This window comes from Streptomyces cylindrosporus (genome assembly GCF_022698165.1).
GTDB lineage: Bacteria > Actinomycetota > Actinomycetes > Streptomycetales > Streptomycetaceae > Streptomyces > Streptomyces cylindrosporus.
Genome location: NZ_JALDAY010000008.1, coordinates 1 through 26,246 on the forward strand (window position 1 = coordinate 1; position 26,246 = coordinate 26,246).

Consider the following 26,246-nt stretch of genomic DNA (forward strand, 5'->3'; position numbering starts at 1 on the left):
CGGCCGTTCCGACGTCTCAAACCTTAGCGGATCCTCTCGGCGATTCCCAATCGGGCCGCCGAGCTCCAATTCGAATTGAATTCGGGCATGCCGAAATCGACCCGGTCGGGAGATCGTGCTGATGGTTTGTGTGCCGCTGACGCGGCGGGAGGTGCTGCCGAAGAACCGTTACGGCTCCGTGGCAACCCGAAGAACTTTACGGATCCCGGAGGGGCCTGTCAAGCACCCCGTGTCAAGATCTTTTACTCCAGGTCGCTGAGGCGTCCGCCCGCGTCCGGCTGTGCGTGCTCCACCCTACGCAACAGACGGGTGAGGACGTCGCCGAGGCCGGTGCGCTCCTCAGCCGAGAGGTCCTGGAGGAGGTCCTCCTCGAAGACCGTGGCCATGCGCATCGCCTCCAGCCACTTCTCGCGGCCCTCGGCGGTCAGCTCGACGATCACGCGTACGCGGTTGTTCTCGTCGCGCTCCCTCGTCACCAGTCCCTCGGCGACCATGCGGTCGATCCGGTGGGTCATCGCGGCCGGCGTCAGGCCGAGGCGCTTGGCGAGGTCGCTCGGGCCCATGCGGTACGGGGCACCGGAGAGCACGAGGGCCTTGAGGACCTCCCACTCGGCGTTGCTGATGCCGAGGGCGGCTGTCTGGCGGCCGTAGGCGACGTTCATCCGGCGGTTGAGGCGGGACAGCGCCGAGACGATCTGCTCGACCTGGGGGTCGAGGTCCCGGAACTCGCGCTGGTACGCGGCGATCTGCTCGTCGAGGGTCGGCTCGGGGACGCCGGCTGTGTCGGCCATGGGCGCAGTATCGCACGCAGCCCCTTTGCCTTGAAGTCCTTGACTATGTACTCTTTAGCTTCGAACTCTTCAGATCTAACTAGTTAGTAGGTGAACGTGACCAGGGCGATGGGCGCAGCGATGCGCCGGATCCACGTGGGAAACGCACTCAGCGCGTTCGGGCTCGGCTTCACCGTCCCGTACCTGTACGTCTATGTGGCGCAGGTGCGAGGGCTGGGGGCCATGACGGCGGGGCTCGTCCTCGCCGTCTTCGCCGTGGCCGCGCTGGTCGTGCTGCCGTTCGCCGGGCGGGCCATCGTCCGGCGCGGTCCGCTGCCGGTCCTGCTCGCCGCCCTGGTCACCGCCGCCGTCGGAGCGCTGAGCCTGGGGCTCGCGGGCAGCGCGACGGCCGTACTGCTGTCCGCGGCGGCGCTCGGGGCCGGGCAGGCCGTGATGCAGCCGGCGCTGGCGACGATGATCGTGGACTGCTCGACCGCGGACACGCGCTCGCGTGCCTTTGCCACGCAGTTCTTCCTGCAGAACCTCGGGCTCGGCGTCGGCGGGCTCATCGGCGGGCATCTCGTCGACGCTACGCGCGTCGACTCCTTCACCCTGCTGTTCTCCATCGAGGCGGCGATGTTCCTGTTGCTCGTGGGTGTGATGGCGACGGTGCGGATGCCGCGCTCGCCGCGCATCGCGGACGCGCCCGCGCAGTCGGGGCGCAGCAGCTGGAAGCAGCTGCTGGGCAACCGGGCGATGGTGCAGCTGTCGGTGCTGGGCTTCGTGCTGTTCTTCGCCTGCTACGGGCAGTTCGAGTCCGGGCTGAGCGCGTACGGGGTGGAGGCGGCCGGGATCTCGACGTCCGCGCTGGGCAGCGCGCTGGCCGCCAACACGCTGATGATCGTCGTCGCGCAGTTCGCCGTGCTGCGGTTCGTCGAGCGGCGGCGGCGCTCGCGGGTGATCGCCGGTGTGGGGCTGATCTGGGCCGTGGCCTGGGTCGCCGCCGGGTACGCCGGGCTCGGGCACGGCAGCCAGGAGATGGCGACGGCGGCCTTCGTGTCGACGTACGCCTTGTTCGGGCTGGGTGAGGCGATGCTGTCGCCGACGGTGGCCCCGCTGGTGGCCGATCTGGCGCCGAGCGGGATGGCGGGGCAGTACAACTCCGCCTTCGCTCTGGTGAAGCAGCTCGCGCTGGCCGTCGGGCCGGCGGTCGGCGGGCCGATGGGGGCCTCGCTGCACGCGCCGTACATCGTGACGTTCCTGCTGTTCTCGCTCGGCATCACCTTCCTCGCGCTGCGGCTGGGGCGGCAGCTGACCGCCGTACAGGATCGGCCGTGGGTCGGGCGGAGTCGGGTGGTCGCCCGTGGTGGGGCGGCTGCGGAGCCTGTGGTTGCTGAGGCGTGAGTTGCGCCGGGGCGGCCGTCACCTTCGGGTGGCGGCCGCCTCTGTTTTTCAGCGAGGGTGGTGAGGGCTCCGTTGGGGCGCGGGGAACCCGCGACCGGCCACGACGCTCCGGCAGACGACCGACGGCCTATGCCGGTCCCGCTTTCGGCAGGACGAATTCGCACCAGACCGCCTTGCCGCCGCCGGGGGTGCGGCGGGAACCCCAGTTGGAGGCGATCGTCGCGACGATGGCGATGCCCCGTCCCGACTCGTCGCCCGGTTCGGCGCGGCGGCGGCGCGGGAGGTGGTCGTCGCCGTCGGTGACCTCGATGATCAGGCGGCGGTCGGTGCGGCGCAGGCGCAGCCGCATGGGTGGCGTGCCGTGCTGGAGGGAGTTGGCGACCAGTTCGCTGGCCGCCAGGACGCCCAGGTCGTGGAGGTCCGTGGGGAAGCGCCAGCTGGTCAGGACGCCGGAGGCGAACGCACGCGCGCGTGGGGCCGCTTCGATGCCGCCGAGGAGCTCCAGGGCGGCGTTGCGGAACAGCTCGCTGTCGGGGCCCGTGCGGGAGGGGTGCTGGAGGACGAGGACGGCCACGTCGTCGTCGTGGTCCGCGGTGACGCCGGCCGAGCGGACCAGGCGGTCGCAGACGACCTGGGGGGTGCCGGTCGCGCCGGACAGGGCGCGCTCCAGGGCCGCGATGCCCTCGTCGAGGTCCTCGTCCCGGCGCTCCACCAGGCCGTCCGTGTAGAGCACGGCGGTGGAGCCGGGGCCGAGGGCGATGGAGCCGGACGCGTGCATCCAGCCGCCGGTGCCGAGGGGCGGGCCGGTCGGCTCGTCGGCGCGCTGGACCGCGCCGCTCTCGTCGCGGACCAGGATCGGGAGGTGGCCGGCGGACGCGTACACCAGGCGGCCCTCGTTCGGGTCGTGGATGGCGTACACGCAGGTGGCGATCTGGTTGGCGTCGATCTCGGCGGCGAGGCCGTCGAGGAGCTGGAGGACCTCGTGCGGGGGCAGGTCGAGGCGGGCGTAGGCGCGGACCGCGGTGCGGAGCTGGCCCATGACGGCCGCCGCGCGCACGCCCCGGCCCATGACGTCGCCGATGACGAGGGCGGTGCGGCCGCCGCCGAGGGTGATGACGTCGTACCAGTCGCCGCCGACCGCCGCTTCGTTGCCCCCGGGCTGGTAGGTGGCGGCCAGGCGCAGGTCGTCGGGTTCCTCCAGCTCCTGCGGGAGCAGGGAGCGCTGGAGGGTTACGGCGGTCTCGCGCTGGCGGCGCTCGCTGGCGCGCAGGCGCTCGGCGGCCTCGGCGTGGTCGGTGACGTCGGTGGCGAAGACGAGCACGCCCGCGTGGTCGCCTTCGGTGACCGGGGTGCAGGTGAAGGTGTAGGAGCGGCCGTCGGGGGCCTTGCGGGACTTGAGGGTGCGGGGCTTCCGGCTGCGCAGGACCTGGTCGAGGAGCGGGAGCAGGCCCAGTTCGTCGAGCTCGGGGAGGGAGTCGCGGGTGGGCTCGCCGAGCGGGCGGGTGCCGAAGGCCGTCGTATAGGCGTCGTTGACGTAGGCGACCCGGTGGTCGGGGCCGTGGACGAGGGCCACCAGGGCGGGGACGCGATCCAGGACCTCGCGGACGGGCAGGTCGTCGACGGCGGGGACGGGCGGGGCCTCGTCGGTGAGTTGCTCGGCGCGGGCGGCGGGGACCGAGCTCGCGGTTTCGGGCGGCCGGTCGGGGGTGACCGTGTGGTCGGTCCGCGCTGCGGCGCGGCGCTGAGTTCCGGGGAGCCGGGCGCTCCAGCGCGTGAAGTTCACGAATCCTTGCCTCGTGTCGTCGTCTTCGGCGTCTTCGGCCGGCTCCGGACCCGGCCGGAGGGCTGGGGGGTGGTGACACCCCCGGGATGCAGCACGGTGGGGAAAGCCTCTGGGTCGGCGGGCGGGCGGGTGCTCGCCCTGGGGCGGGGTCAGTCTGGCAGTGTGGCCTACCGGGGCGACATCCGTCAGACGCCCGGCCGGACCGCGGAGTTCCTGGGTCCGGTCAGGAAGACCCCTTCGGGTCTGAGTTCGGGTCGGACTTCGGGTCGGTAGGAGGCTTTCCACCGGCCGCGAGTTCGAACTCCGCCCGGGGATGTTCCAGCGAGCCGAGCGAGACGATCTCCCGCTTGAAGAGCCCGGAGAGGGTCCATTCGGCCAGGACCCGGGCCTTGCGGTTGAAGGTGGGCACCCTGCTGAGGTGGTAGACGCGGTGCATGAACCACGCAGGGTAGCCCTTCAGCTTGCGCCCGTAGACGTGCGCGACGCCTTTGTGCAGGCCGAGGGAGGCGACCGAGCCGACGTACTTGTGGGAGTACGTCTCCAGCGGCTCGCCCCTGAGCGCGTGCGCGATGTTGTCGCCCAGGACCCTGGCCTGGCGCACCGCGTGCTGGGCGTTGGGGGCCGTCTCCGCGCCGGGCTCGCCGGCGGTGACGTCCGGGACGGCGGCCGCGTCTCCCGCCGCCCACGCGTGCGTGGCTCCGTCGATCGTCAGCTGGGGGGTGCATTTCAGCCGTCCTCGGCCGGTGAGGGGGAGGTCGGAGGCGGCGAGGACCGGGTGCGGTTTGACGCCGGCCGTCCACACGACCGTACGGGTCGGGAAGCGGGCTCCGTCGCTGAGCACGGCGATGCGGTCCGCGCAGGACTCCAGGCGGGTCTCCAGGCGTACGTCGATGTTGCGGCGGCGCAGTTCGGTGACGGTGTAGCGGCCCATCTCGGCGCCGACCTCGGGCAGGATCCGGTCCGAGGCCTCGACGAGGATCCACTTCATGTCCTCGGGCTGGACGTTGTGGTAGTAGCGCGCGGCGTACCGGGCCATGTCCTCCAGCTCGCCGAGCGCCTCCACGCCGGCGAAGCCGCCGCCGACGAAGACGAAGGTGAGGGCCGCGTCGCGGATCGCGGGGTCGCGGGTGGAGGAGGCGATGTCCATCTGCTCGATGACGTGGTTGCGCAGGCCGATGGCCTCCTCGACCGACTTGAAACCGATGCCGTGGTCGGCGAGACCGGGGATCGGCAGCGTGCGCGAGATCGAGCCCGGAGCGAGGACGAGTTCGTCGTACGAGATCTGCTCCGGGCCGGCGCCCTCCTCCTCGGTGGCGAGGGTGGTGAGGGTCGCGGTGCGCTTGGCGTGGTCGATGGAGGTGACCTCGCCGATGACCACCCGGCACCGGTCGAGGACGCGGCGCAGCGGTACGACGACATGGCGGGGGGAAATGGCGCCGGCCGCCGCTTCGGGAAGGAACGGCTGATAAGTCATGTACGGGTCCGGAGTGACGACCGTGACCTCGACCTCGCCCCGCCCGAGTTCCTGTTTCAACTTCCGCTGCAGGCGCAGGGCCGTGTACATCCCGACGTAGCCGCCGCCGACAACGAGAATGCGCGCACGTTCCTTCACCATCCCATGACGCACCCAGCGCTTGAGTTTGTCCACAGCCCCGACAATTTGTGTGACCGCGGGCCGGGGATCTCCGGAGTTGGCCGAATTGCCGGAGTGTCGCGAAGGATTGCAGGTCAGTGGGTGTGCGCCGGGTGTACGGAGGTGGCGCAATCGGGACGTAAACGACCCGTACTCCGATCGGGGGGCGCTCCGTGCGGAACCTGCCCCTTCTGAATTGACTCCCTCTCAACTATGTTCGTGTGTCGACGGGGTGTAGGGGGATGCGCTCATCGGGTTCGAAGTCCGCGACGGGCGGGCCTCGGGATCCAGGGTTCTCCGCACGCCCCGGCTACCAATGGCGGGGAGAGTCTCCGGGGGGAGACGTCATTACCGGGGGAACGCTTATGCATGTTCAGGACTCTCATTGGTCGTCCGCGTCCTCACTGACAGCGGGCGGCATGGTGAGCGCGGCGGCGGGGAACGGACGCGGGGACTCCTCGCGTTCGACGCCGCTGCGCGTGGACGCACAGCGCAATCTGGAGCACGTGCTGCGCGCGGCGCGCGAGGTCTTCGGCGAGCTGGGGTACGGCGCGCCGATGGAGGACGTGGCGCGGCGGGCGCGGGTGGGTGTGGGGACCGTGTACCGGCGGTTCCCGAGCAAGGACGTCCTGGTGCGGCGGATAGCCGAGGAGGAGACCTCCCGGCTGACCGACCAGGCCCGGGCGGCGCTCGGCCAGGAGGACGAGCCGTGGTCGGCGCTCTCGCGCTTCCTGCGGACCTCGGTGGCCTCGGGCGCGGGGCGGCTGCTGCCGCCTCAGGTGCTGCGGGTCGGCGTGGCCGACGAGCGGGCCGACGGCACGGTGTTCGACGAGGCGCGGGTGCCGCAGCAGCGGACGCAGCCCGGCGCCGGTGAGCTGCGGTTGGTCTCCGAGGGCGGCGTCTCCGCCCCGGCGGACGACGACTCCGGGGCCGCGGCGCTGCTGGAGGTCGTGGGGCAGCTGGTGGAGCGGGCGCGGGCGGCGGGTGAGCTGCGGGCGGACGTGTCCGTGGCCGACGTGCTGCTGGTGATCGCGACGGCGGCGCCGTCCCTGCCGGATGCTGCGCAGCAGGCGGCGGCTTCGGCGCGGCTGCTGGACATCCTGCTGGAGGGGCTGCGGTCCCGGCCGGCGTGAGCCGGATTCGTTCTCCCACCCGCACCGTCCGTGACTCTTTCGTGGTCGGGTGCGGGTGGCCCTTGTGGTGCGTATGCGCCGTTACCCGAAAAGGTGACCCTGGGGCGCGGGCTCTGCGCGGTCCGCGCTCCCCCCGGGCTACCGGAATGCGCCGGACATTTCGGGAAACGCGGTCAACTTCGGTTCGGCAGACGTCAATTGAGCCTTCCCCGAATGGGTGAGGGCTAGTACTGCGTTGCGGCAAGTCCCCACGGACGAGTGGATCGACCGCACTCCGGGGGTCCTGAACAAAAGCCAATATGGCACTCTGACCCGGTGTTCGGGACTGGCAGGTCAGGCGGCGGGGGCTTTCCGCGATGAGTGTTGACGGGCGGGACGGGGACGGATCACCGGGGGACGGTGACCCGTCGGACGGCGGTATGCCGCAGGTGCCGATCCAGGGGGGACGGCCCTCCATCCCGGCCCAGGGCGGCGAGCCTGTCGAGGGCAGCGTCCCCGCCCAGCGCGACCGGCGGGAGGACGGTGGCATCCTGCCGCCGCCGCGCGAGCTGCCGCCGTCCGACGCCGATCTGATCGAGCGGATGCGCGCGGGCGACGACACGGCGTACGAGGAGCTGTACCGGCGCCACGCCGACGCCGTGCGCCGCTACGCCCGTACCTGCTGCCGCGACGGCCACACCGCGGACGACCTCACGGCCGAGGTCTTCGCCCGCATGCTGCAGGCGGTGCGCGGCGGTCACGGCCCCGAGCACGCCGTCCGCGCCTATCTGCTCACCACCGTCCGCCGGGTCGCCGCGAACTGGACGAAGTCCGCGAAGCGGGAGCAACTGGTCGACGACTTCGCGGTGTTCGCCGCGCAGGCCTCCCGCTCCTCGGAGGTGTCGGACGACGACACGCTCGACCTCGGCGCCGACGTGCGCGCGATGCACGAGGCCGAGCAGTCCATGGCCATGCAGGCCTTCCGCTCGCTGCCCGAGCGCTGGCAGGCCGTGCTCTGGCACACCGAGGTCGAGGACGAGTCGCCCAGCGAGGTCGCCACGCTCTTCGGGCTGGACGCCAACGGCACGCGCGTGCTCGCCAGCCGCGCCCGCGAGGGCCTCAAGCAGGCCTACCTCCAGGCCCACGTCAGCGCGAGCCTCGCCACCGACGAGGAGTGCGCCCGCTACGCCGACCGGCTCGGCGCCTACGCCCGCGGCGGCCTGCGCACCCGTGCCGAACGCGGTCTGCGCAAGCACCTGGAGGAGTGCGCCAAGTGCCGGCTGGCGGCGGGCCAGATCAAGGAAGTCGCCAGCGGAATCCCCGCCGCCGTGCCGATCGCGGTCATCGGCTGGTTCGGTGCCGCCGGGTACGCCAAGGTCGCCGCGCTCATCGCCGGCGGTGCCGGGGCCGGTGCGGCGGGCGCCGCGGGCGCTGCCGCCGCGGCCGGCGGCTCGTCCGGCGGGGCGAGCGCCGGGGGCGGTGCGGCCGCCTCCGAGGGGCTGAGCGCGCCGGTGAAGGCGGGCATCGCCGCCGGTGTCGTCGCCGTGGCGGGCGCGGTCGTCGCCCTCGCGCTGGCCGGCGACCCCCAGCCGCCCAGGAAGCCGGACGCCAAGCCGCCGATCTCCTCGCCGGTGGTCCGGCCCGAGTCGCCGACGCCCGCGCCGCCGAAGAAGCAACCCGAGCCCGCTCCCCCGGTGATCGCGGCCGCGCCCACCCCCACGCCGACGCCGACCCCCACGCCCCGGCCGAAGCCCACGCCCACCCCGACACCGACGCCCACCCCGAAGCCGAAGCCGAGACCGACACCCACACCCACGCCCACCCCGACGCCGACTCCCCCGCCCGCTCCCGCCGCCTACCAATGGAGCGAGCTGTCCTACGACGTCAGCGGCGACGGCACCAAGCCCGAGATGCGGCTGCGCGAGAGCAGCTGGGTGTGGCAGCGCTACGGCCTCTCGATCGGCGACAAGCAGTACACGCACGGCGTGACCGTGCACGGCCAGTCCTCCGTGACCATCGACCTCAACCGCAGCTGCACCGCCTACGACGCCTCCGTCGGCATCGACGACTCCACCCTCGGCCTCGGCAAGGTCTACTTCTCCGTCTACGCCGACGGCACCCGGCTGTGGAAGTCCGGCCTGGTCGAGGGCGGCGACCCGGCGGTCCCCGTCCATGTCAACCTCGCCGGGCACAAGACCGTACGGCTGGTCGTCGAACCGCACAGCAGCTTCGACTCGCTGATGCTCGCGGACTGGGCGGAGTCGAAGTTCACGTGCTCGTAGGGGACTTCACCTGCTGATACGGAAGGTGGCCCTGGCGAGTTCGTCGAGCAGTTCGTCGGTCGTGAGGGCCATGCCCCTGCCGTACTCCGCCTCCCAGCCGTCCCCGCCGAGCGCCGCGCGGGCGGCCGTCTCGGCGCGCTCGGCCTTGGCGCCCTCCGGCTTGGGGCGCGGGTTGTCGCCACGCCGTCGGTCGGCGGCCGCCAGCAGGCGGGCCACGCGCGCGTGGTCGCCGAGTTCGGACAGCACCGTCGCCGTGGTGTCCACCAGCGCCGCCGTGATCACGTCCGCGCAGCGCCGCTCCACGGACTCGCGCACGGCGCCGGTGAGCTTCGGCAGGCCGTGCTCCGGACCCGACTCGGCGACCGTCACCAACGCCTCGATCGCGCTCAGCATCACCATGAACTGGGGTGGCGGTGTGCCCCGCCCGATCTCCTGGCGCGCCCCCTCGCACAGCTCGCGCGCCCGGACGGCGTCCTTCTCGTCCAACGCCAACTGGGCCCGCAGCAGCAGCACGAACGCCCGGGAGTCCGCCACGCCGTAGCGGTCCGCGGCGGCCGACGCCTCGTCCAGCGCGGCCAGCGCGGCGGCCCGGTCGCCCACGCGGTACGCGTACTCCGCGAGCCTGGCGATCAGGAAGGGCGTCTCGGCGTACGCCCCCACCTCGTGGGCCAGGCGCAGCGCCTCCTCGTACTCGCCCTTCGCCTCCGCGTACCGCCCGCGGGCCAGGCTCGCCTCGCCGGCCGCGCTGTGCACCTGGGCGCCCATCCAGCGGTCGCCGACCCGGCGGCTGAGCACCCTGAGCTCGGCGAGGTCCTCGTCGATGCCCTTCATGCCGCCCGGCGAGTCGACGACCATGTGGGTCCGGAACATCAGGGTGACGCCGACCGCCCAGTCGTCGCCGTGCGCGCGGCAGTGGGCGAGGGCGACCTGCATCATGGCCGCGACGTCCTCCGAGTTGCTCAGGATGTACGCGGTCATCGGCCACAGGAGCCCCGGGAAGCGGGCCGCCGCCGGGCCGCCCGGCTGGTAGTGCCCCCGCACCCGGCCGACGTACTCACGCGCCCGCTCGTCGAACAGGGCGTCCATCGGATCGACCTCGGCCTGGAGGAAGACGTGCAGCATCCGGAGGTCCATCCGGAGGGCGTGCAGGGGGTGGTGCAGCTCGCCGTCCGGGGCGGAGAGGTAGGCGGCGACGGGGTCCACCTGCTCCAATGCGGCGGCCTGGTCCACCTGCTCCGGGGCGTGGCAGGTGTCGTCGCCGGTGCTGCTGTCCAGGAGTGCGCCCAGGCGCAGTACCTGGTCCACCCAGGCCGCGCCCTCGTGGCGATAGTTGCGCAGCCACCAGAACCAGCCCATGGCCAGGGCGAGGGCGCCGGCCTCCGACTCCGCCCCGGCGCCGAGGACCCGGTGGAGGGCCGCGCGGATGTTGTCCAGCTCGGTCTCCAGGCGGGAGATCCAAGGGAGTTGGTGTTCGGAGCGCAGCAGCGGCTCGGCCTCCTCCACCAGTGCGCGCACCCACGCGCGGTGCCGGCGCTCGGCCTCGGCGCGCAGTTCGGGCACTTCGGCGGCGCGCTCCACGGCGTACTCGTGGATCGTCTCCAGCATGCGGTAGCGCATGCCGCCGCCCTCGCCGGGGCCGTCCTGTCCGTGCGGCGCGGCCACGATCAGGGACTTGTCGACGAGCGACCCGACCAGGTCGGCCGCGGGGCCGCCGCACACGGCCTCCGCTGCGGCGAGGTCCCAGCCGCCGGCGAACACGGACGCCTCGCGCAGCAGCGTCCGCTCCTGCTCGTCGAGCAGGTCCCAGGACCAGTCGACGACCGCGCGCAGGGTCTGCTGGCGGGGCAGGACCGTGCGGCTGCCGGAGGTGAGGAGGCGGAAGCGGTCGTCGAGGCGGTCGGCGATCTGGCGGGGCGTGAGCAGCCGGAGCCGGGCCGCGGCCAGTTCGATGGCCAGCGGGAGGCCGTCCAGGCGGCGGCAGATCTCCGCGACGGCCGCGCGGTCGGTGAGCAGGGCGTCCGCGTCGGGGCGGACGGCCGACGCGCGCTCCTCGAAGAGGCGGAGCGCCTGGTCGGGGACGAGGGGCTCGACCGGGCGCACCGACTCGCCCGGGATGCCCAGGGGTTCACGGCTGGTGGCGAGGATCGTGAGGCCCGGGCAGCGGGTGAGCAGCGTCTCGGCGAGGGCGGCGGCCGCTTCGATGACGTGTTCGCAGTTGTCAAGGATCAGGAGTTGGCTGCGCGGGGCGCAGTACTCGACGAGCAGGGCGACGGGGTCGTCCTGCGGGGCGATCAGCTCGGTGGCCATGAGCACGGTCTCGCGCAGACCGAGCGCGCTGACCACCGCGCCGGGCACCGTCTCCGGCCGGTCGAGCGGCGCCAGCTCGACCAGCCACGCCTGCGGGAGCCCGGCGGCGGCTTCCTCGGCGAGGCGGGTCTTTCCAGAGCCGCCCGGTCCGGTGAGGGTGACGAGACGGGCCCTGTGCAATTCGGAACGGATGGCGGCGATCTCGGGTTCCCGGCCCACGAAAGAGGTAAGGCGCGGACGGAGGTTGCCGGTGCGGGGCCGCGGTGGCTTCGGGGTGGGGGCGGCGGACCTGACGGTGGGCTCGGCGGGCTCGGTGGGCTCGGCGCGCTCGGTGGGCTTGGTTGGTTCGGTGGGCTCGGTGGGCTCGGTGGGCTCGGTGGGCTCGGTGACCGCGGCGGTCTCGGCGAGCTCGGCGGTCTCGGCGAGCTCAGGGACCGCCGGGGCCGTGGGGGTCGAGTCGGGGCGCGGGGCTTCCCGCGGGGTGGGCCGGGGGTTTGGCGGCCGCGCAGGCACCGGCGTGCCCGCGAGCAGTTCCGTGTGCAGGGCGCGGAGTTGGGGGCCCGGGTCGGTGCCCAGGCCGTCGGCGAGGGCCCGGCGGGCACTTTCGTACGCGGCCAACGCGTCGGCGCCGCGGCCCGTGTCGCGCAGGGCGCGGATCAGGAGGGCGTGTAGGGGTTCGTCGTACGGGTTCGCCGCGGTCAGTTCCTGCAGGTGAGGTACGGCGGTGTGGGCGCGGCCCAGGCGCAGGTCGGCGTCGATGCGGGCGCGGGTCGCCTCCAGGTGCAGGGCCTCGGGGCGGGTCGCGGCCGTGCGGTCGGGGAGGTCGGCCAGGGCGGGCCCGCGCCAGAGGGCGAGGGCCTCGTCCAGGGCGCGGGCGGCCTCGGCGGCGTCGTGGTGGGCGAGGGCTGTTGTGCCCTGGCGTACGAGGCGTTCGAAGACGTACAGGTCGATGTCGTCCTCGGTGGCCGTCAGGACGTAGCCGCCGGGGTCGGAGGCGATGGCGTTCCTGCCGAGGGCGCGGCGGAGGCGGCCCACGAGGGCCTGGAGGGCGGCGGGGGCGTCGTGGGGTGGGGTGTCCGCCCAGATGTCGCCGATGAGGGTGTCGGGGGTGGTCGCGCGGCCGGGGCGCAGGGCCAGGGCGGTCAGCAGGGCGCGGAGACGGGGGCCGGGGACGGGTATGGCGATGCCGTTGTCGTCCTCGGCCTGGGTGACGCCCAGGATTCTGTACCGCACCGGGTCATTGTCGCCGGGGGTTCGGGGTGGAGGCATGGTGTTTGTGATCGGTGGGGGTGTGAGGCGGGGCCGTCAGGATGTGCGATGGGATGTTGTCGCCCCCGCCGCCCCTACCCGTCCCATCCCCAGGGGCTTCGCCCCTTCGACCCCACCAGGGGGCTCCGCCCCCTGGACCCCCGTCGGCCCTGAACGGGCCTCGTCCTCAAACGCCGGACGGGCTGAAAGTGCCGACCGACGTTGAGAAGGCGCCGGCCCCTGCGGGTGGGTGGGGGCTGGGGATGGCCAGACGCGGCCTCGAAATCCCCCAGACGGAGGCACCCCCAGACGAGCTGAGAGATGCCGGCCGGTGTTGAGAAGGCGCCGCCCCCCGCGGGTGGGTGGGGGTTGGGGATGGCCAGGACCGGCCTCCAACGCCGGACGGGCTGAAAGTGCCAACCGGCGTTGAGAAGGCGCCGCCCCTGAGGGCAGGTGGGGGCTGGGGATGGCCAAGCGCGGCCTCAAACTCCCCCAGACGGCGCACCCCCAGACAAGCTGAGAGATGCCGGCCGGCGTTGAGAAGGCGCCGCCCCCTGCGGGTGGGTGGGGGATGGGGATGGCCAGACGCGGCCTCGAACTCCCCCAGACGGGGGCACCCCCGGACGGGCTGAAATTCCTCAGCCTCACCCTCCCCCCGAAGCCAGCGCCCCCCTCTTGGGTGTGATCCCCGCCGGTACCGCCCGCTGCCGGGCCGGGGTGCCCGTCCAGCAGGTGCCTCGGCGGGCCAGGAGGCGGCGGAGCCAGAGTTCCAGGGAGACCAGGTCGGCCAGGCCGTCCAGCGGGAGGGGCTCGCCCTCGGCCGCTGCCCGGAGGGCCTTGCGGACGACCCTTGCCTCCACCAGGCCCGCCTCCGCGAGGAGGGGCGTGCCGAACAGGGCCATCAGGGAGTCCGCGGCGACCCGGATGCCCGTGCGCGCCGCCACCGCCGCCGAGGCGTGGGAGGGGGCGCCCCAGCCAGGCGGGAGGTCGCTCACGCCGGCGCCCTCCAGGACCGTGCGCAGGATCGCCGCGCGGGCACCGGGCTGGACGCGCAGGGCCTCCGGGAGCTCGCGGCAGGCGCGGACGACCTGGTTGTCGAGGAAGGGGGCGTGCAGGCGCTGGGAGCGGATCTCGGCCGCCTGTTCGAGGACTCGGAGGTCTGCCGCATGGCGAGCGAGGGCGGCACGCGCGCGATAGTCGCCGGGGCGCTGGCCGGGGCCGACGCCCGAGCGGTGCGTGGACGCCTGTAGGCGAACCGATACTTCAGCGAGGGCCTCGCCGGTCAGCCAGCGGGCCGCGGGGCCTGGTCTGGCCCATGTGAGTGCGGACAGGGACGCCCCGACCGCGCCTCCGGGTTCGTCGAAGCGGCGGTCGAGGAGGCGGTCGGCGAGGGCTTCCAGGCCCGTGCGGTACGGGGTGCGGGCCAGGCGCCGGGCCGCGCCGTACACGCGCGCGGGGACGAGCACCGAGCCGTCCGCCTTCGTGAGCGCGGCCACCGGGCGGACCAGGTGGCGGCGTTTGCGGTCCATCAGGAGGTCGGCCAGCCGGGCGGGATGCGCGTCCAGGACCTGGCGGGCGCCGTGGCCCGTGAAGTGGTCCGCGCTGCCGGCGGCGAGACGGGCGCGGTGGCGGGCGGCCGTGACGAGGGACTGGCCCGGTTCGTCCGTCAGCGGGCCGTCGAGGTCGGCGTACGGGAGGGTCTCCTCGCCGCCGGTGACGACCACGTGGTGCAGGCGGGGGTTGGCGGCGAGGGTGCCCGCGCGTTCCAGCTCGGCCTCGCGGCCGCCCACCGCCAGGTCGTTGAAGGTCACCGCCAGGAGGCGCTCGCCCGCGCCCGTGCCGTGTCCGAGGACCGTGCCCGGCATCCCCGGGAGGCCCGCGGCAAGGAGCGCGAGCGTCCCCGACGCGGGGCCGCCGGACAGGTCCGCGCCGATTCCGGCGACCGGCATCCCGCGCGCGGCGCGGCGTTCGGCGGGTCCCATGCCGGGGACCGGGCCGGGGTCCATGTCGACCCCGGGGACGTGCCGCGGCGCCGACAGGCGCGCGCGTACCGCGTCGACCAGTGCGTCGCGTACGGCGTCCACCGCGCTGTCGGGGTCGGCCGAGGGCGCCGCCACCGCGAGGGAGGCGACCGGCTCGTACCCGGCGATCTCGCGTGCCCCGGCGCGCAGGATCAGCGCGTGCCCCGGCGGAATGCGCCGTACGCCGTCGTACGGGGTGGAGTCGTGCAGGGCGGCCGGGACGTCGGGGGCGGCCAGGAGGGCGGCCAGGTGGCCGAAGTCGAGGTTGGCCTCGATGAGGTCGGCGAGGGGGAGCGCGGCGGTCGCGTAGGCGGTGCCGCCGGCCCAGGGGGTGTGGAACACCGGGCGCGCGCCCGCCAGATCGCCGCACACGGTGATGCGGCGGCCGACCTGGACCACGGCCGTGTAACTGCCCGCCCAGGCCGTCAGATGGCGCAGGGCGCCCCCGCGCGCGGCGAACAGACCGACCCTCAGCTCCTCGTCGGAGGCGCCGCACGTGCCCAGGACCGCGATCCGGGTCTGGGCGTCGGCCTTCACCACCCGCACCTCGTCGGGGCGCCAGTCGCCGACCGCCCACAGCGGATCGGGGTCGCCCCACAGGAGTTGGGAACCCACCGGGTGCACGGTCTCGCCGTCGCCTCCGGTGGCCCCCGCGGATCCGATGCCGGCGGACACCGGGGCGGTGCTGCTCCAACCCACCAACCACCGCATCGCCGCCTCCACAGGCTGTGGACAACCAGTGCACCGCACGAACCGGTTCACCATGCTGCCACGAAGAACGCGCGCGTGGAGGGGCCGAGGAGCCGCTCGCGCTCCCCGGAACGCGCCGGGGCGCTCCCCCTTCCGAGGAGACGGACGAGGTGCGAACGGCCGTACGGGACAAGGCCGCTGCGACGCGAATGCGCCCCCGCTGTGCGCCCCGAAAACGCCCTTCACGCCCTCAAGTTCCGTGGTGGGAGGCTTATTCACCCGGAGAAGGCGGGGTCGGTTTTCAGCCAAATCGGCGGCGCGGGGACAGGTGTGCACACGCTCCGTACAGGCTCTGCGCACCGCGTTCTCCGGTGCGCAGCCCGGGAGGTGGAGTTCACCTCCCGGACCGTTCCGCCGCCCGCGGGGATGGAGGCGGCGGTGTCCCCCAGCCCACTGGATCCAGTACAGCGGGCCGACCCACGCACGATCCATGGAACCGCTCCCCCACTGGCCGGAGAAGAGCGCACGGACGGGCGCACGGCCACACAACGGGAGCACGACGCAACTGCGCGTATCGGACCCGTACTTCAGTACGGACCACAATCCCGCCATCCGGAATAAAGCCTCTTAACGCTTGGGATGCGGCGAACTACGCTGGGTTTACGAATGCCGCGTGGTTATGCCAACGCGGCAGCCGTCTGTGTCGAGGGGTGGCGCAATGTCCAGGGAGCAACGCGGGCCGAACGAAAAGCTCGGCGCCGTTCTCGCCCTCGCGGGAATCAGCAACGCAGGACTCGCGCGTCGCGTCAACGATCTTGGCGCTCAACGCGGGTTGACTCTTCGCTACGACAAGACCTCGGTGGCGCGCTGGGTGTCGAAGGGCATGGTGCCGCAAGGCGCCGCGCCGCACCTCATCGCCGCCGCGATCGGCCAGAAGCTCGGCCGCCCGGTGCCGCTCCACGAGATCGGCCTGGCGGACGCGGATCCCGCACCCGAAGTGGGCCTCGCCTTCCCCAGGGACGTAGGACAGGCGGTGAAGTCGGCGACGGAGCTCTACCGTCTCGACCTCGCCGGGCGCCGGGCCGGCTCCGGTGGCATCTGGCAGTCGCTGGCCGGATCGTTCGCGGTAAGCGCGTACGCAACGCCCGCCTCACGGTGGCTGATAACCCCGGCCGACAGCTCGGTCGCGCGCGAGGCCCACTCCGCGGAGGAGTCCGGCGCACCGCTCAAAGTCGGCCACAGCGATGTGCAGAAGCTGCGGGAGGCCGCCGAGGACGCCAGGCGCTGGGACTCCAAGTACGGAGGCGGCGACTGGCGTTCGTCCATGGTGCCCGAGTGTTTACGGGTGGAGGCGGCGCCGCTGCTGCTCGGCTCGTACTCGGACGAGGTGGGCCGGGCGCTGTTCGGCGCGAGTGCCGAACTGACCCGGCTCGCGGGCTGGATGGCCTTCGACACCGGGCAGCAGGAGGCCGCGCAGCGGTACTACATCCAGGCACTGCGGCTCGCCCGCGCGGCGGCCGACGTGCCGCTGGGCGGCTATGTGCTGGCTTCCATGTCGCTCCAGGCGACCTACAGAGGCTTCGGCGACGAGGGCGTCGACCTCGCGCAGGCCGCCCTGGAGCGCAACCGGGGCCTCGCCACCGCCCGCACCATGAGCTTCTTCCGGCTGGTCGAGGCACGCGCGCACGCACGCGCAGGTGACGCACAGGCCGCGGGAGCGGCGCTGAAGGCCGCGGAGGGCTGGCTGGAGCGGTCCCGGGAGGGCGACAACGACCCGTCCTGGCTCGGCTTCTACTCCTACGACCGCTTCGCCGCGGACGCCGCCGAGTGCTACCGCGACCTCAAGGCACCGCGCCAGGTCCGCCGCTTCACCGAGCAGGCGCTGTCGAAGCCGACGGAGGAGTTCGTACGGTCGCACGGGCTGCGCCTGGTCGTCTCGGCGGTCGCGGAGCTCGAGTCGGGCAACCTCGACGCGGCGTGCGAGCAGGGCGTGCGGGCGGTGGAGGTCGCGGGGCGCATTTCCTCGGCCCGCACCACCGAGTACGTGAAGGATCTGCTGCACCGTCTGGAGCCGTACGGGGACGAGCCGCGCGTGGTGGAGCTGCGCGAGCGGGCCCGGCCCCTGCTGATGGCTCCGGCATGAGGGGTGACCACCTCCGATTCACCGGGTTTGAAGTGACTGTCAGTGGCGCAGTGCACTATCGGTAGTGGGAGGTGGTGCGGGTGCGACCGGAGATCGCTTACGACTGCGACGTGCTGGTGGTCGGAGGTGGGATCGTCGGGCTGTCGACGGCGTATGCGATCACGCGTGCCGCGCCGGGGACGCGGGTGACCGTCCTGGAGAAGGAGGCGGGGCCCGCCCGCCACCAGACGGGGCGCAACAGCGGGGTGATCCACAGCGGGATCTATTACCGGCCCGGCTCGCTCAAGGCCCGCTTCGCGGTGCGCGGGGCCGCCGAGATGGTCAAGTTCTGCGCGGAGTACGGCATCGCACACGCCGTCACCGGAAAGCTGATCGTCGCCACCGAGCGCTCCGAGCTGCCTCGCCTGCACGGCCTGGTCCAGCGCGGCCGGGAGAACGGCATTCCGGTACGGGAGCTGGGCGGCTCCCAGATCGCGGAGTACGAGCCGGAGGTGCGCGGCCTCGCGGCGATACACGTCGGGACCACCGGGATCTGCGACTTCGTCGGGGTCGCCCGGCAGCTGGCGGAGGCGTCCGGCGCGGAGATCCGGTACGGCGCCCGGGTCGAGCGCGTCGACCGGCGCCCGGAGCTCGGGGTCGCCGTCCGCACGACCGCCGGCGACGTCGTACGCGCGCGCGTGCTGGTGAACTGCGCCGGGCTGCACTGCGACGAGGTGGCCCGGCTGACCGGGGACGACCCGGAGATGCGGATCGTGCCGTTCCGCGGGGAGTACTACTCGCTGGCGCGGCCCGAGCTGGTGCGGGGCCTGGTGTATCCGGTGCCGGATCCGGCGTTCCCGTTCCTCGGGGTGCACCTCACGCGCGGGATCGACGGCGGCGTGCACATCGGACCGAACGCGGTGCCGGCGCTGGCCCGTGAGGGGTACGGCTGGGGCGTCGTACGGCCGCGGGAGCTGGGGGCGACGCTGGCCTGGCCTGGGTCGTGGCACATAGCCCGGCGGCACTGGCGGTACGGGGCCGGTGAGCTGCGGCGCTCGGTGTCCAGGGCGGCGTTCACGACGGCGGTACGGCGGCTGCTGCCGGCGGTGACGGCGGAGGACCTGGTGCCCACGGCGGCCGGGGTGCGGGCGCAGGCGGTGCTGCGGGACGGGACGCTGGTGGACGACTTCCTGATCAAGGAGGGGGCGCGGGCGGTGCACGTGCTGAACGCGCCCTCGCCCGCGGCGACGGCCTCGCTGCCGATCGGGCGGGAGGTGGCGGGGAGGGCCTTGGCGATGCTGGCGACGGTGTGAGGGGCGGGCCGGCGTCCGCATCGAGCGGATCTTGACGGCACCGCCGTGGACACCCCCGTAAAATCGACCCCACTGTGTCTGACTCCCGCAACGCCCCCGAAGCCCCCCGGCCCGCCGAGCACACCCCCGGCGGCCGCGCCGACGAGCCCGGTGCCGGGTCCCCGCACACGCCCGGTGTGTCCGTCCGGCACACCCGGGCCAAGGGGGAGCCCCGGTTCCCCGACGGGCCCAAGGCCGACCCCGCGGGGTCGCACTTCGAGCGGCGGATCCGTAGTTTCCAGCCGCGGCGGAGCCGGGTGACCGCCGGGCAGGCGGACGCGTTGCAGCGGCTGTGGCCCAAATGGGGGCTGGACATCGACGGGCAGCGGGTCATCGACCTCGGCGAGCTCTTCGGGAACGCCAACCCCGTGGTGCTGGAGATCGGCTTCGGCATGGGCGAGGCCACCGCCCAGATGGCCGCCGCCGACCCGGACACCAACATCCTGGCCGTGGACGTACACACGCCGGGACAGGGCAATCTGCTCAACCTCGCCGACCAGCACGGGCTGCCGAACGTCCGGGTGGGCAACGGGGACGCCATCATCCTGCTGCGCGAGATGCTCCGGCCGGACTCGCTCGACGGCCTGCGCGTCTACTTCCCCGACCCCTGGCCCAAGAAGCGGCACCACAAGCGCCGGCTCATCCAGCCCGAGTTCCTGACCCTGGCCGCGGCCCGCATCCGGCCCGGCGGCCTGGTGCACTGCGCGACCGACTGGGAGCCGTACGCCGAACAGATGCTCGAAGTGCTCACCGCGCACCCGGACTTCGAGAACACCCGGCCCGACGGCGGTTTTGCGCCCCGTCCGCAGTTCCGGCCGCTGACCCGTTTCGAGGGGCAGGGACTGGACAAAGGACATGTCGTGAACGACCTGCTCTTCCGTCGCGTACAGCATCACAACCAGCCCCCCACTGGCGCCTGAAAGCCCCTCGGGCAACCCGATGCACCGTCGCGGGCGGCGCCCTCGCTCGTTAGGGTCAATGCCGTGGCCACGTGTCCCCAGTACCCGCCGTACCCGAACCGGCCGCCGCAGCCCGGCGGTCCGGTCGGCGGTGCGCTCGGGCGGGTGCACTGGTGGCAGCGCAGGTGGGTCCGGTACACGGCACTCTGCACCCTGCTGGCGCTCTCCGGGCTCGTCATCCTCGCCCTGGTGCGCCGGCAGACCGGCACGGAGGGGTTCCTGGTCGGGCTCGGCCTCGCCGTACTGCCCGTACCGCTGCTCATAGCCGCCTTCCGCTGGCTCGACCGGGTCGCCCCCGGTCCCTGGCGGAATCTGCTGTTCGCCTTCGCCTGGGGTGCCTGCGCGGCGGCGCTCATAGCGATCGTCGCCAACAGTTTCGCGACCAGATGGATAGCGACGGCGACGGCGGACCCGTCCAGCGCGGACACGCTCGGCGCGACCGTCATAGCGCCGATCGTCGAGGAGTCCGCCAAGGCCGCGGCCGTACTGCTCGTCTTCCTCTTCCGCAGACGGGACTTCACCGGGATCGTCGACGGGGTGGTGATAGCCGGGGTCACCGCCACCGGCTTCGCGTTCACCGAGAACATCCTCTACCTCGGCACCGCCTTCGGCACCGACCAGCTCACCGGCGATCGCGGCATCGCCTCCGTGACCGCGGCGACCTTCTTCGTGCGCGTGGTCATGTCGCCCTTCGCGCACCCCCTCTTCACCGTCCTGACCGGCATCGGCTTCGGGCTCGCCGCGGCGATGGCCTCGGACCGGCGGCAGGCGCGGCGCGTGCTCGTGCCGCTGGCCGGACTGCTGCTCGCGATGGGCATGCACGCGATCTGGAACGGCTCCTCGTCCTTCGGGGAGTACGGGTTCTTCGGGGTGTACGCCGTGTTCATGGTGCCGGCGTTCGGGCTGCTGACCTGGCTGGTGATCTGGACGCGGCAGCGGGAGCTGCGGACCGTGCGGGAAGAGCTGCCGGCGTATGTGGCGGCCGGGTGGCTGGCACCGGCCGAGCCGTTCGCGCTGGGCTCGATGCGGGCGCGGCGGCTGGCCCGGGACTACGCCGCGCACCACTTCGGGAAGCCGGCGGCGCGGGCGGTGACGGAGTACGAGGCGTACGCGACCTCGCTGGCGTTTCTGCGGCATCGGGGGCGGCGGGGGCGGGCCGGGGCGGACTTCGCGCTGCGGGAGCGGGAGTTGCTGAACGAGCTGTGGCTGCGGCGGGAAGTGGCGCGGCCGGCGCTGGACTATGCGGCGCGGGTGGCTGCGCCGCCGGTACCGGTGGCTGCGCCGCCTTGGCCGGTGTACGGGGCGTACGGGTACGGCTACGGGTATCCGACGGGGCCGGCGGGGCCGTATCCCTCGTACAACCCGTATCGGTCGTAGGGGCTGCGGAGGGTTCGGCACCGCCGGGGAACGCCGTCGTGGCGGGACACCGTTGCGGCGGGAAGAAGGGGCCGACGGAAGATCAGGGCCGCCAGGAACGGAACATCAGGGCCGGCAGAAAACGAGACCGGTCGATCGTCAGGCCGACGCCTGTGTCAGGCGCGTGAGTTCCGCCTCCGTCAGGGTCAGGTTCGCCACCCCCAGCAGGGCCGGGAGCTGTTCCGGTGTGCGGGCCGAGGCGATCGGGGCTGCCACCGTCGGCTGGGCCGCCAGCCAGGCCAGGGCCACCGTCGGGATCGGGGCGTCGTGGGTCTCGGCGATCTCGTCCAGGGCCGCCAGGACGCGCTGCCCCCGTTCCGTGTCCGCGTGCTTCGACGCGCCCGCCGCCCTCGCGCTGTCCACCTTCGTGCCCGGGCGGTACTTGCCCGTCAGGAAGCCCGCCGCGAGGGAGTAGTACGGGACCGCGGCCAGACCGTAGTGCGCGGCGAGGTCCTGGAGGTCGCCCTCGTACGTGTCGCGCGAGACCAGGTTGTAGTGCGGCTGCAGCGCCACGTACTTGGCCAGGCCCTCGCGGTCGGAGAACTCCAGCGACGCCCGCAGCCGCTCGGCCGAGATGTTGGACGCGGCGATGTTGCGCACCTTGCCCGCCCGCACCAGCTCGTCCAGCGCGCCGATGATCTCCTCGACCGGGACCTCGGGCTTGTCGAAGTGGGTGTAGTAGAGGTCGATGTAGTCGGTGTCGAGGCGGCGCAGGGACGCATCGGCCGCGGCCTTGATGTTGGCCGCGGACAGGCCCTGGTACTCGGGGTGCTGGCTCACCTTGGTCGCGATCACGACGTCGGAGCGGTTGCCGCGGGCCTTGACCCACCTGCCGATGATCGTCTCGGACTCGCCGCCCTTGTTGCCGGGAACCCAGGCCGAGTAGCCGTCGGCGGTGTCCACGAAGTTGCCGCCCGCGGCCGCGTACGCGTCCAGGACCTGGAAGGAGGTCGCCTCGTCGGCCGTCCAGCCGAAGACGTTGCCGCCGAGGGAGAGCGGGAAGACCTCCAGATCGGAGGAGCCGAGCTTGCGAAGAGAAGTCATGTACTACGTCAACGGGCGTGCCGGAACAGCCAATTCCGGCACGCCCGCAAAGATCCGGTAAACGTCAGGGGTTGAGGCCCTTGCTCCGCAGCCACGTCATCGGGTCGATCCCGTCGGACTGGCCGTTCGGGTGGACCTCCAGGTGCAGGTGCGGGCCGGTCACGTTGCCGGTCGCGCCCACGCGGCCGATGACGTCACCCGTGGCGACCTTCTGCCCGACGCTCACGCTGATCGACGACTGGTGGCAGAACCACAGCTCCGTACCGTCGTCGAGCGTGATGATCGTGCGGTAGCCGTACGACCCCGCCCAGCCGGCCTCCGTGACGGTGCCGGAGTGGATCGCCTTGATGAGGGTGCCCGTGGGGGCGGCGAAGTCGAGGCCCGTGTGGTAGCCGGAGGACCACATGGAGCCGGCCTGTCCGAAGGTGCCGGTGATCGTGTAGGAGACGACCGGCAGCTTGAACTGCTTGGCCAGCTCGGCGAGCTTCGCGGCCTCGGCCGCCTTCTTGGCCGCCGCCTCCGCCTTCTCCTTGGCGGCCTTGGCCTTGGCCGCCGCGTCCTGCTCGGCCTTGGCGGCCGCGTCGTCGATCTGCTTGGCGAGGGCCGCCTCGGTGGCGGACTGGGCCTTGCTGTCGACCTGGACCTGCTGCGACTCGGCCTGCGCCATGATGCGGTCGCGCAGCGCCTCGCCCGCGTCCCGGGCGCCCTGCGTGGTGTCCTCGGTCGTCACGCCGAGGGAGCTGAGCGCGGTCGCGGAGCCCTTGGGGGCGTCGGAGGAACCGCCGAACACGGCGCCGACTGAGGGCAGATCGGGCACGGAGATGGAGACCGGCGGCTTGCCGGTGTTGGCGCTGGCCATGCCGCCCGCGCCGACGGCGGCTATGACGCCGACGCCGAGAACCGTGGAGCTGCGGGCGAGTCCCCCGCCGCGCTGCTTGGCGACACGGTGCCGGCCGCGTACCGGAGCGATGGACTCCGCGGTGGGGTTCCACTCCTCCCACTGGCCCTCTTCGGTACGGGGGCCGGCGAAGCCGAAGGGCTCGGTGCTCGGCACGAACGGGGCTGCCGGGGCAGGCGGGTTGGACGCCACGTGGGCGTGCTCCTTTCCTTCCTTCTCGCCTACCGGGTTAGCTGACGGGTTCGGAGCAGGAAGGTCTCCTACGCGCGTATACCTGCCGTGCTTCCACGGCGGCTTCCGTGCGATTCACCCCAGGGTGGTGGTTCCCCGGTTCCCTTGCGGGATTCGGCGCGTGCGCACGGAGCCGCCTCTTGTGACGGCTGGGACGACCGCGCTGCGTTATCGAACGTTAATAGACCCGGGGGGTCGTTTCCAAGCTGTTCGGCTTGATCATTAACGAATCCTGGCTGGACGTAGGGCCCATGGACGGCGAAAAACGGGCGAGTTGACCCGGGCTCAGGATCTTCACAGGCATTGACGGTATGTCAGTTGTTATGCAGAGAGTCACGGCCTGCGTACGGCGAGCAGCGCCATGTCGTCCGTGGTGCCGTCCCCGGTGTGCCGGCGCACCCCGCGCGTGAGGGTGTCGAGCAGTGCGCCGGGCTCGCGGAAGACCCGGCCGGCGAGCCGGGCCGCGGGGTCGTAGAACTCGCCGTGTCCGTCGCGCGCCTCGGACAGCCCGTCGGTGTAGAGCAGCAGGGTGGCCCCGCCGGGGAACTTCGTCTCCTCGACCCGGTCGGGCCAGACGCCCAGCTCCCCCATCCCGAGCGGCAGTGCGGGCTCGCTCGAACGCAGGGTGCGCACGCTGCCGTCGGGGCACAGCAGCAGCGGAGGCGGATGACCGCGGTTGACGAGCCTCACCACCCCGTCGCCGTGCGGGAGTTCGGCGAGTACGGCGGTGGTGAACCCCTCGAACGCGTCGAGCCCGGCACGCCGGGCCCCCTCGCGGGCCAGCGCCCGTTCCAGCCGCCCCGCGACGGCCTCCAGGGTCGGCTCCTGCTCGGCCGCCTCCCGGAAGGCCCCGATGACGACGGCGACGGCGGCCACCGCGCCCATCCCCTTGCCCCGCACATCGCCGACGACGAGCCGGACGCCGTACGGGGTGTCCTGCACCGCGTACAGATCGCCGCCGATGAACGCGTCGGCCTGCGCCGCCTCGTAGCGCGCCGCGATGTCGAACCCGGCGATCCGCTCGGCCGGTTCGGGCAGTACGGCGCGCTGGGCGGCCTCGGCGATCTCGCGGGTGGAGGCGAGCCGCGCGTCGCCGCGGGCCACGACCCGGTTGACGCCGGCCGCGAGCAGGGCGACCGTGGCCACGGTGACGGCCTCGGTGAGCGTGTCGGCGTCGGGCCCCCAGCCGTACCGGACGTGGACCCCGTAGGTGGCAAGGGTGGCGACGACACCCGTGACCGCGGTGGCGGCCAGCGAGAGGACCGGCGCGGCGACGAGCGGGGCGGCGGTGAAGAAGGGGGCGGCCGTGAAGTCCTTCGGGGTGACGCTGTCGTACAGGATGCCGCCGAGGATCAGCAGCGCGGGCAGCACGCGGAGGAAGGCGACGGCGTCACGGGACAGCCGCCCGCCGGCTCTCGCATACGGCCGCTCATGATCCACATGTCCAGGCTTCCCGGAGCGGGGGCGGGCGGCGAGCGGTGTGGGCCGACCGAATGACGCAGGTGAGATGGGGCGGAAGCAAACCGTGGTGCTGGGCGTCCCGCGGATGGCGTATGCTGGTGACACACCGACGCGGGGTGGAGCAGCTCGGTAGCTCGCTGGGCTCATAACCCAGAGGTCGCAGGTTCAAATCCTGTCCCCGCTACTCAAGGCTCAGGGCCGGAATCCAGTCACTGGATTCCGGCCCTGAGTGTTTTCGGGCTCCGGATCGGGCCCCGGGGTCAGGCTCCGGGATTGTTCGCGTGGGTGAGGGTCTCCCAGGAGACGAAGAGGTCGTCGGTGCCGGCCGGGCGGGTCTCCTCGGCGAGCTTGTGGGCGTAGGGGACCTTCATGTCGAGGCGGTTCTCCAGGTGGTTGAGGGCCACCTCCAGGTCGGGCCCCATGTTCCGGTCGACCTTGCCGCCGCACAGCCAGGCCGGCGGGTTCTCGCCCATCTGGTAGCGGGCGTGGAAGTCGAGCGCGGCCTTGAGCCGGTCCTTGACCTCGCCGTACAGGTCGACGCCCTGGTGCCAGGCGGTCTCGGCGATGTGGGCGGTGGCGGCGAGGGAGTAGCCGACGTGCTTGAAGTTGCGGCAGGTCTCCTGGGCGAGGCCGTCCTTGAAGCGGGTCTGCTTGAACCAGTACGTCGTCAGCTTCTGCGGGGTGTTCACCGTCGAGCCGGCCGGGGTGAGCGGCACCTGCCCGTCCTTCTCCAGGTAGAAGTAGGCGGGCACGCGGTTGCGGAACCGCTTGAGGGCCGCGTCGAAGGCCTTGTGGTCGTTGTTGAAGACCGCGATGCCGATCGCCGCGTCGGTCATCGCGAGGTCCCAGTTGCCGTTGTAGTCGGGGAGGTTCTGGGTGACCTGGGGCTGGTAGGCGGTGCGCAGCATGCGCTCGAACCGCGCGACCCGGTCCGCCGGCCACCCGGCCCCGGGCGCGTACCGCACGATCTCCGCGGCCCGCGCCCAGGTGGACCCGGCCCACGCGGTCTGCAACCCCGCGTCCTCCTCGGTGTGCCGCCTGATCTTCGCCGACCAGGCGTCCATGATCTCGCGGGCCTTGAGGGCGTGCTGCTGCTTGCCGGTGACGCTGTAGAGCAGGGCCTGGGTGTAGGCGGCGATGGCGTCCTGCCGCTCCTCGACACACCCGTGCGCGGGCCGGCCGCCCCAGGGGCAGTCGACGTGCTCGTACGGCTCCGGCGCGTACTTGTACGACCCGTACTTGCTGTCCCGCATGTCCAGGTAGGCCTTCAGCCACGGCTGCTTCCCGGCCGCCACGTTCTTGCGTACGGCGTCCAGCTGGGCCTTGTCGACGAGCACGCCGGGGTGGGTGAAGGAGGCGTCCGGGGGCAGCGCGCGGGCCATGGTGCGGGAGCCGACGTCGGCGGTGCCGCACGAGGCGACGGCCGCGGTGAGCAGGGGCACGAGCAGAAGTGCGGCCGCTCGTCTGGGAACTGGGCTCATGGGTGCTACCTCCGCATATGTCCACGCCGGGT

The 26,246-nt window shown here is 72.8% G+C and carries 16 protein-coding genes, 1 tRNA gene and 1 riboswitch; of the genes, 8 read left to right on the plus strand and 9 right to left on the minus strand.

Annotated features, from left to right (window positions below; genetic code table 11):
* Window positions 1-242: 242 nt before the first annotated feature.
* Window positions 243-791 (minus strand): MarR family winged helix-turn-helix transcriptional regulator, encoded by a 549-nt coding sequence (locus MQP27_RS25625; RefSeq protein ID WP_242767843.1) that lies wholly within the window; start codon window positions 789-791, stop codon window positions 243-245.
* 120 nt (window positions 792-911) lie between these two features.
* On the opposite strand from MQP27_RS25625, the gene MQP27_RS25630 reads away from it, so the two are divergent.
* Window positions 912-2,174, plus strand: coding sequence for an MFS transporter (locus MQP27_RS25630; RefSeq protein ID WP_242768755.1), 1,263 nt, complete (start codon window positions 912-914; stop codon window positions 2,172-2,174).
* Window positions 2,175-2,301: 127 nt separating this feature from the next.
* Here the strand turns inward: MQP27_RS25630 and MQP27_RS25635 are convergent, their stop codons facing one another.
* Entirely contained in the window at window positions 2,302-3,957 is a 1,656-nt protein-coding gene (locus MQP27_RS25635; RefSeq protein ID WP_242767845.1) for an ATP-binding SpoIIE family protein phosphatase, read from the minus strand.
* Window positions 3,958-4,180: 223 nt separating this feature from the next.
* A complete protein-coding gene (locus MQP27_RS25640; protein ID WP_242768756.1) occupies window positions 4,181-5,572 on the minus strand; it encodes an NAD(P)/FAD-dependent oxidoreductase in 1,392 nt (463 codons plus the stop codon).
* Between the two features lie 383 nt (window positions 5,573-5,955).
* Here MQP27_RS25640 and MQP27_RS25645 point away from each other — a divergent pair, with 383 nt between their 5' ends.
* Window positions 5,956-6,723: a TetR/AcrR family transcriptional regulator gene (locus MQP27_RS25645; RefSeq protein WP_242767847.1), complete on the plus strand. Its 768-nt coding sequence runs from the start codon at window positions 5,956-5,958 to the stop codon at window positions 6,721-6,723.
* A gap of 356 nt (window positions 6,724-7,079) precedes the next feature.
* Window positions 7,080-8,984 (plus strand): sigma-70 family RNA polymerase sigma factor, encoded by a 1,905-nt coding sequence (locus tag MQP27_RS25650; protein ID WP_242767849.1) that lies wholly within the window; start codon window positions 7,080-7,082, stop codon window positions 8,982-8,984.
* A 6-nt stretch (window positions 8,985-8,990) separates the two neighbouring features.
* On the opposite strand, the gene MQP27_RS25655 is transcribed toward MQP27_RS25650, so the two are convergent.
* Window positions 8,991-12,524: an AfsR/SARP family transcriptional regulator gene (locus MQP27_RS25655; protein ID WP_242767856.1), complete on the minus strand. Its 3,534-nt coding sequence runs from the start codon at window positions 12,522-12,524 to the stop codon at window positions 8,991-8,993.
* A 659-nt stretch (window positions 12,525-13,183) separates the two neighbouring features.
* On the minus strand, window positions 13,184-15,271 hold the full coding sequence (locus MQP27_RS25660) for an asparagine synthase-related protein (protein WP_242767858.1): 2,088 nt from the start codon (window positions 15,269-15,271) through the stop codon (window positions 13,184-13,186).
* Between the two features lie 697 nt (window positions 15,272-15,968).
* Between MQP27_RS25660 and MQP27_RS25665 the strand changes: the two genes are divergently transcribed.
* The 4 genes from MQP27_RS25665 (at window position 15,969) to MQP27_RS25680 (ending at window position 21,060) form a co-directional block, all read left to right on the plus strand.
* On the plus strand, window positions 15,969-17,393 hold the full coding sequence (locus MQP27_RS25665) for an NsdA family TPR-like regulatory protein (RefSeq protein ID WP_242767860.1): 1,425 nt from the start codon (window positions 15,969-15,971) through the stop codon (window positions 17,391-17,393).
* A gap of 80 nt (window positions 17,394-17,473) precedes the next feature.
* The gene (gene lhgD / locus MQP27_RS25670) at window positions 17,474-18,685 is read left to right on the plus strand and encodes an L-2-hydroxyglutarate dehydrogenase (RefSeq protein ID WP_372511306.1); all 1,212 of its coding nucleotides are present in this window, start codon (window positions 17,474-17,476) and stop codon (window positions 18,683-18,685) included.
* A gap of 74 nt (window positions 18,686-18,759) precedes the next feature.
* Entirely contained in the window at window positions 18,760-19,644 is an 885-nt protein-coding gene (gene trmB / locus MQP27_RS25675; protein WP_242767863.1) for a tRNA (guanosine(46)-N7)-methyltransferase TrmB, read from the plus strand.
* Between the two features lie 63 nt (window positions 19,645-19,707).
* Entirely contained in the window at window positions 19,708-21,060 is a 1,353-nt protein-coding gene (locus MQP27_RS25680) for a PrsW family intramembrane metalloprotease (RefSeq protein WP_242767865.1), read from the plus strand.
* 138 nt (window positions 21,061-21,198) lie between these two features.
* On the opposite strand, the gene MQP27_RS25685 is transcribed toward MQP27_RS25680, so the two are convergent.
* The 3 genes from MQP27_RS25685 to MQP27_RS25695 form a co-directional block, all read right to left on the minus strand.
* Entirely contained in the window at window positions 21,199-22,143 is a 945-nt protein-coding gene (locus MQP27_RS25685; protein ID WP_242767866.1) for an aldo/keto reductase, read from the minus strand.
* 64 nt (window positions 22,144-22,207) lie between these two features.
* On the minus strand, window positions 22,208-23,233 hold the full coding sequence (locus tag MQP27_RS25690; protein WP_242767868.1) for a M23 family metallopeptidase: 1,026 nt from the start codon (window positions 23,231-23,233) through the stop codon (window positions 22,208-22,210).
* A 12-nt stretch (window positions 23,234-23,245) separates the two neighbouring features.
* A riboswitch (cyclic di-AMP (ydaO/yuaA leader) is annotated at window positions 23,246-23,402 on the minus strand.
* 203 nt (window positions 23,403-23,605) lie between these two features.
* Window positions 23,606-24,712 (minus strand): PP2C family protein-serine/threonine phosphatase, encoded by a 1,107-nt coding sequence (locus MQP27_RS25695; protein WP_242767870.1) that lies wholly within the window; start codon window positions 24,710-24,712, stop codon window positions 23,606-23,608.
* 131 nt (window positions 24,713-24,843) lie between these two features.
* On the opposite strand from MQP27_RS25695, the gene MQP27_RS25700 reads away from it, so the two are divergent.
* A tRNA-Met gene (locus MQP27_RS25700) sits at window positions 24,844-24,917 on the plus strand.
* A gap of 76 nt (window positions 24,918-24,993) precedes the next feature.
* Here the strand turns inward: MQP27_RS25700 and MQP27_RS25705 are convergent.
* A complete protein-coding gene (locus tag MQP27_RS25705) occupies window positions 24,994-26,214 on the minus strand; it encodes an alginate lyase family protein (RefSeq protein ID WP_242767877.1) in 1,221 nt (406 codons plus the stop codon).
* Window positions 26,215-26,246 lie beyond the last annotated feature (32 nt).

Coding starts and splice junctions, on each gene's coding strand:
- MQP27_RS25685 (WP_242767866.1), bottom strand. CDS start 22,143: ATGACTTCTCTTCGCAAGCTCGGCTCCTCCGATCTGGAGGTCTTCCCG.
- MQP27_RS25645 (WP_242767847.1), top strand. CDS start 5,956: ATGCATGTTCAGGACTCTCATTGGTCGTCCGCGTCCTCACTGACAGCG.
- MQP27_RS25665 (WP_242767860.1), top strand. CDS start 15,969: ATGTCCAGGGAGCAACGCGGGCCGAACGAAAAGCTCGGCGCCGTTCTC.
- MQP27_RS25640 (WP_242768756.1), bottom strand. CDS start 5,572: ATGGTGAAGGAACGTGCGCGCATTCTCGTTGTCGGCGGCGGCTACGTC.
- MQP27_RS25660 (WP_242767858.1), bottom strand. CDS start 15,271: ATGCGGTGGTTGGTGGGTTGGAGCAGCACCGCCCCGGTGTCCGCCGGC.
- MQP27_RS25705 (WP_242767877.1), bottom strand. CDS start 26,214: ATGAGCCCAGTTCCCAGACGAGCGGCCGCACTTCTGCTCGTGCCCCTG.
- MQP27_RS25625 (WP_242767843.1), bottom strand. CDS start 791: ATGGCCGACACAGCCGGCGTCCCCGAGCCGACCCTCGACGAGCAGATC.
- MQP27_RS25650 (WP_242767849.1), top strand. CDS start 7,080: ATGAGTGTTGACGGGCGGGACGGGGACGGATCACCGGGGGACGGTGAC.
- MQP27_RS25630 (WP_242768755.1), top strand. CDS start 912: ATGCGCCGGATCCACGTGGGAAACGCACTCAGCGCGTTCGGGCTCGGC.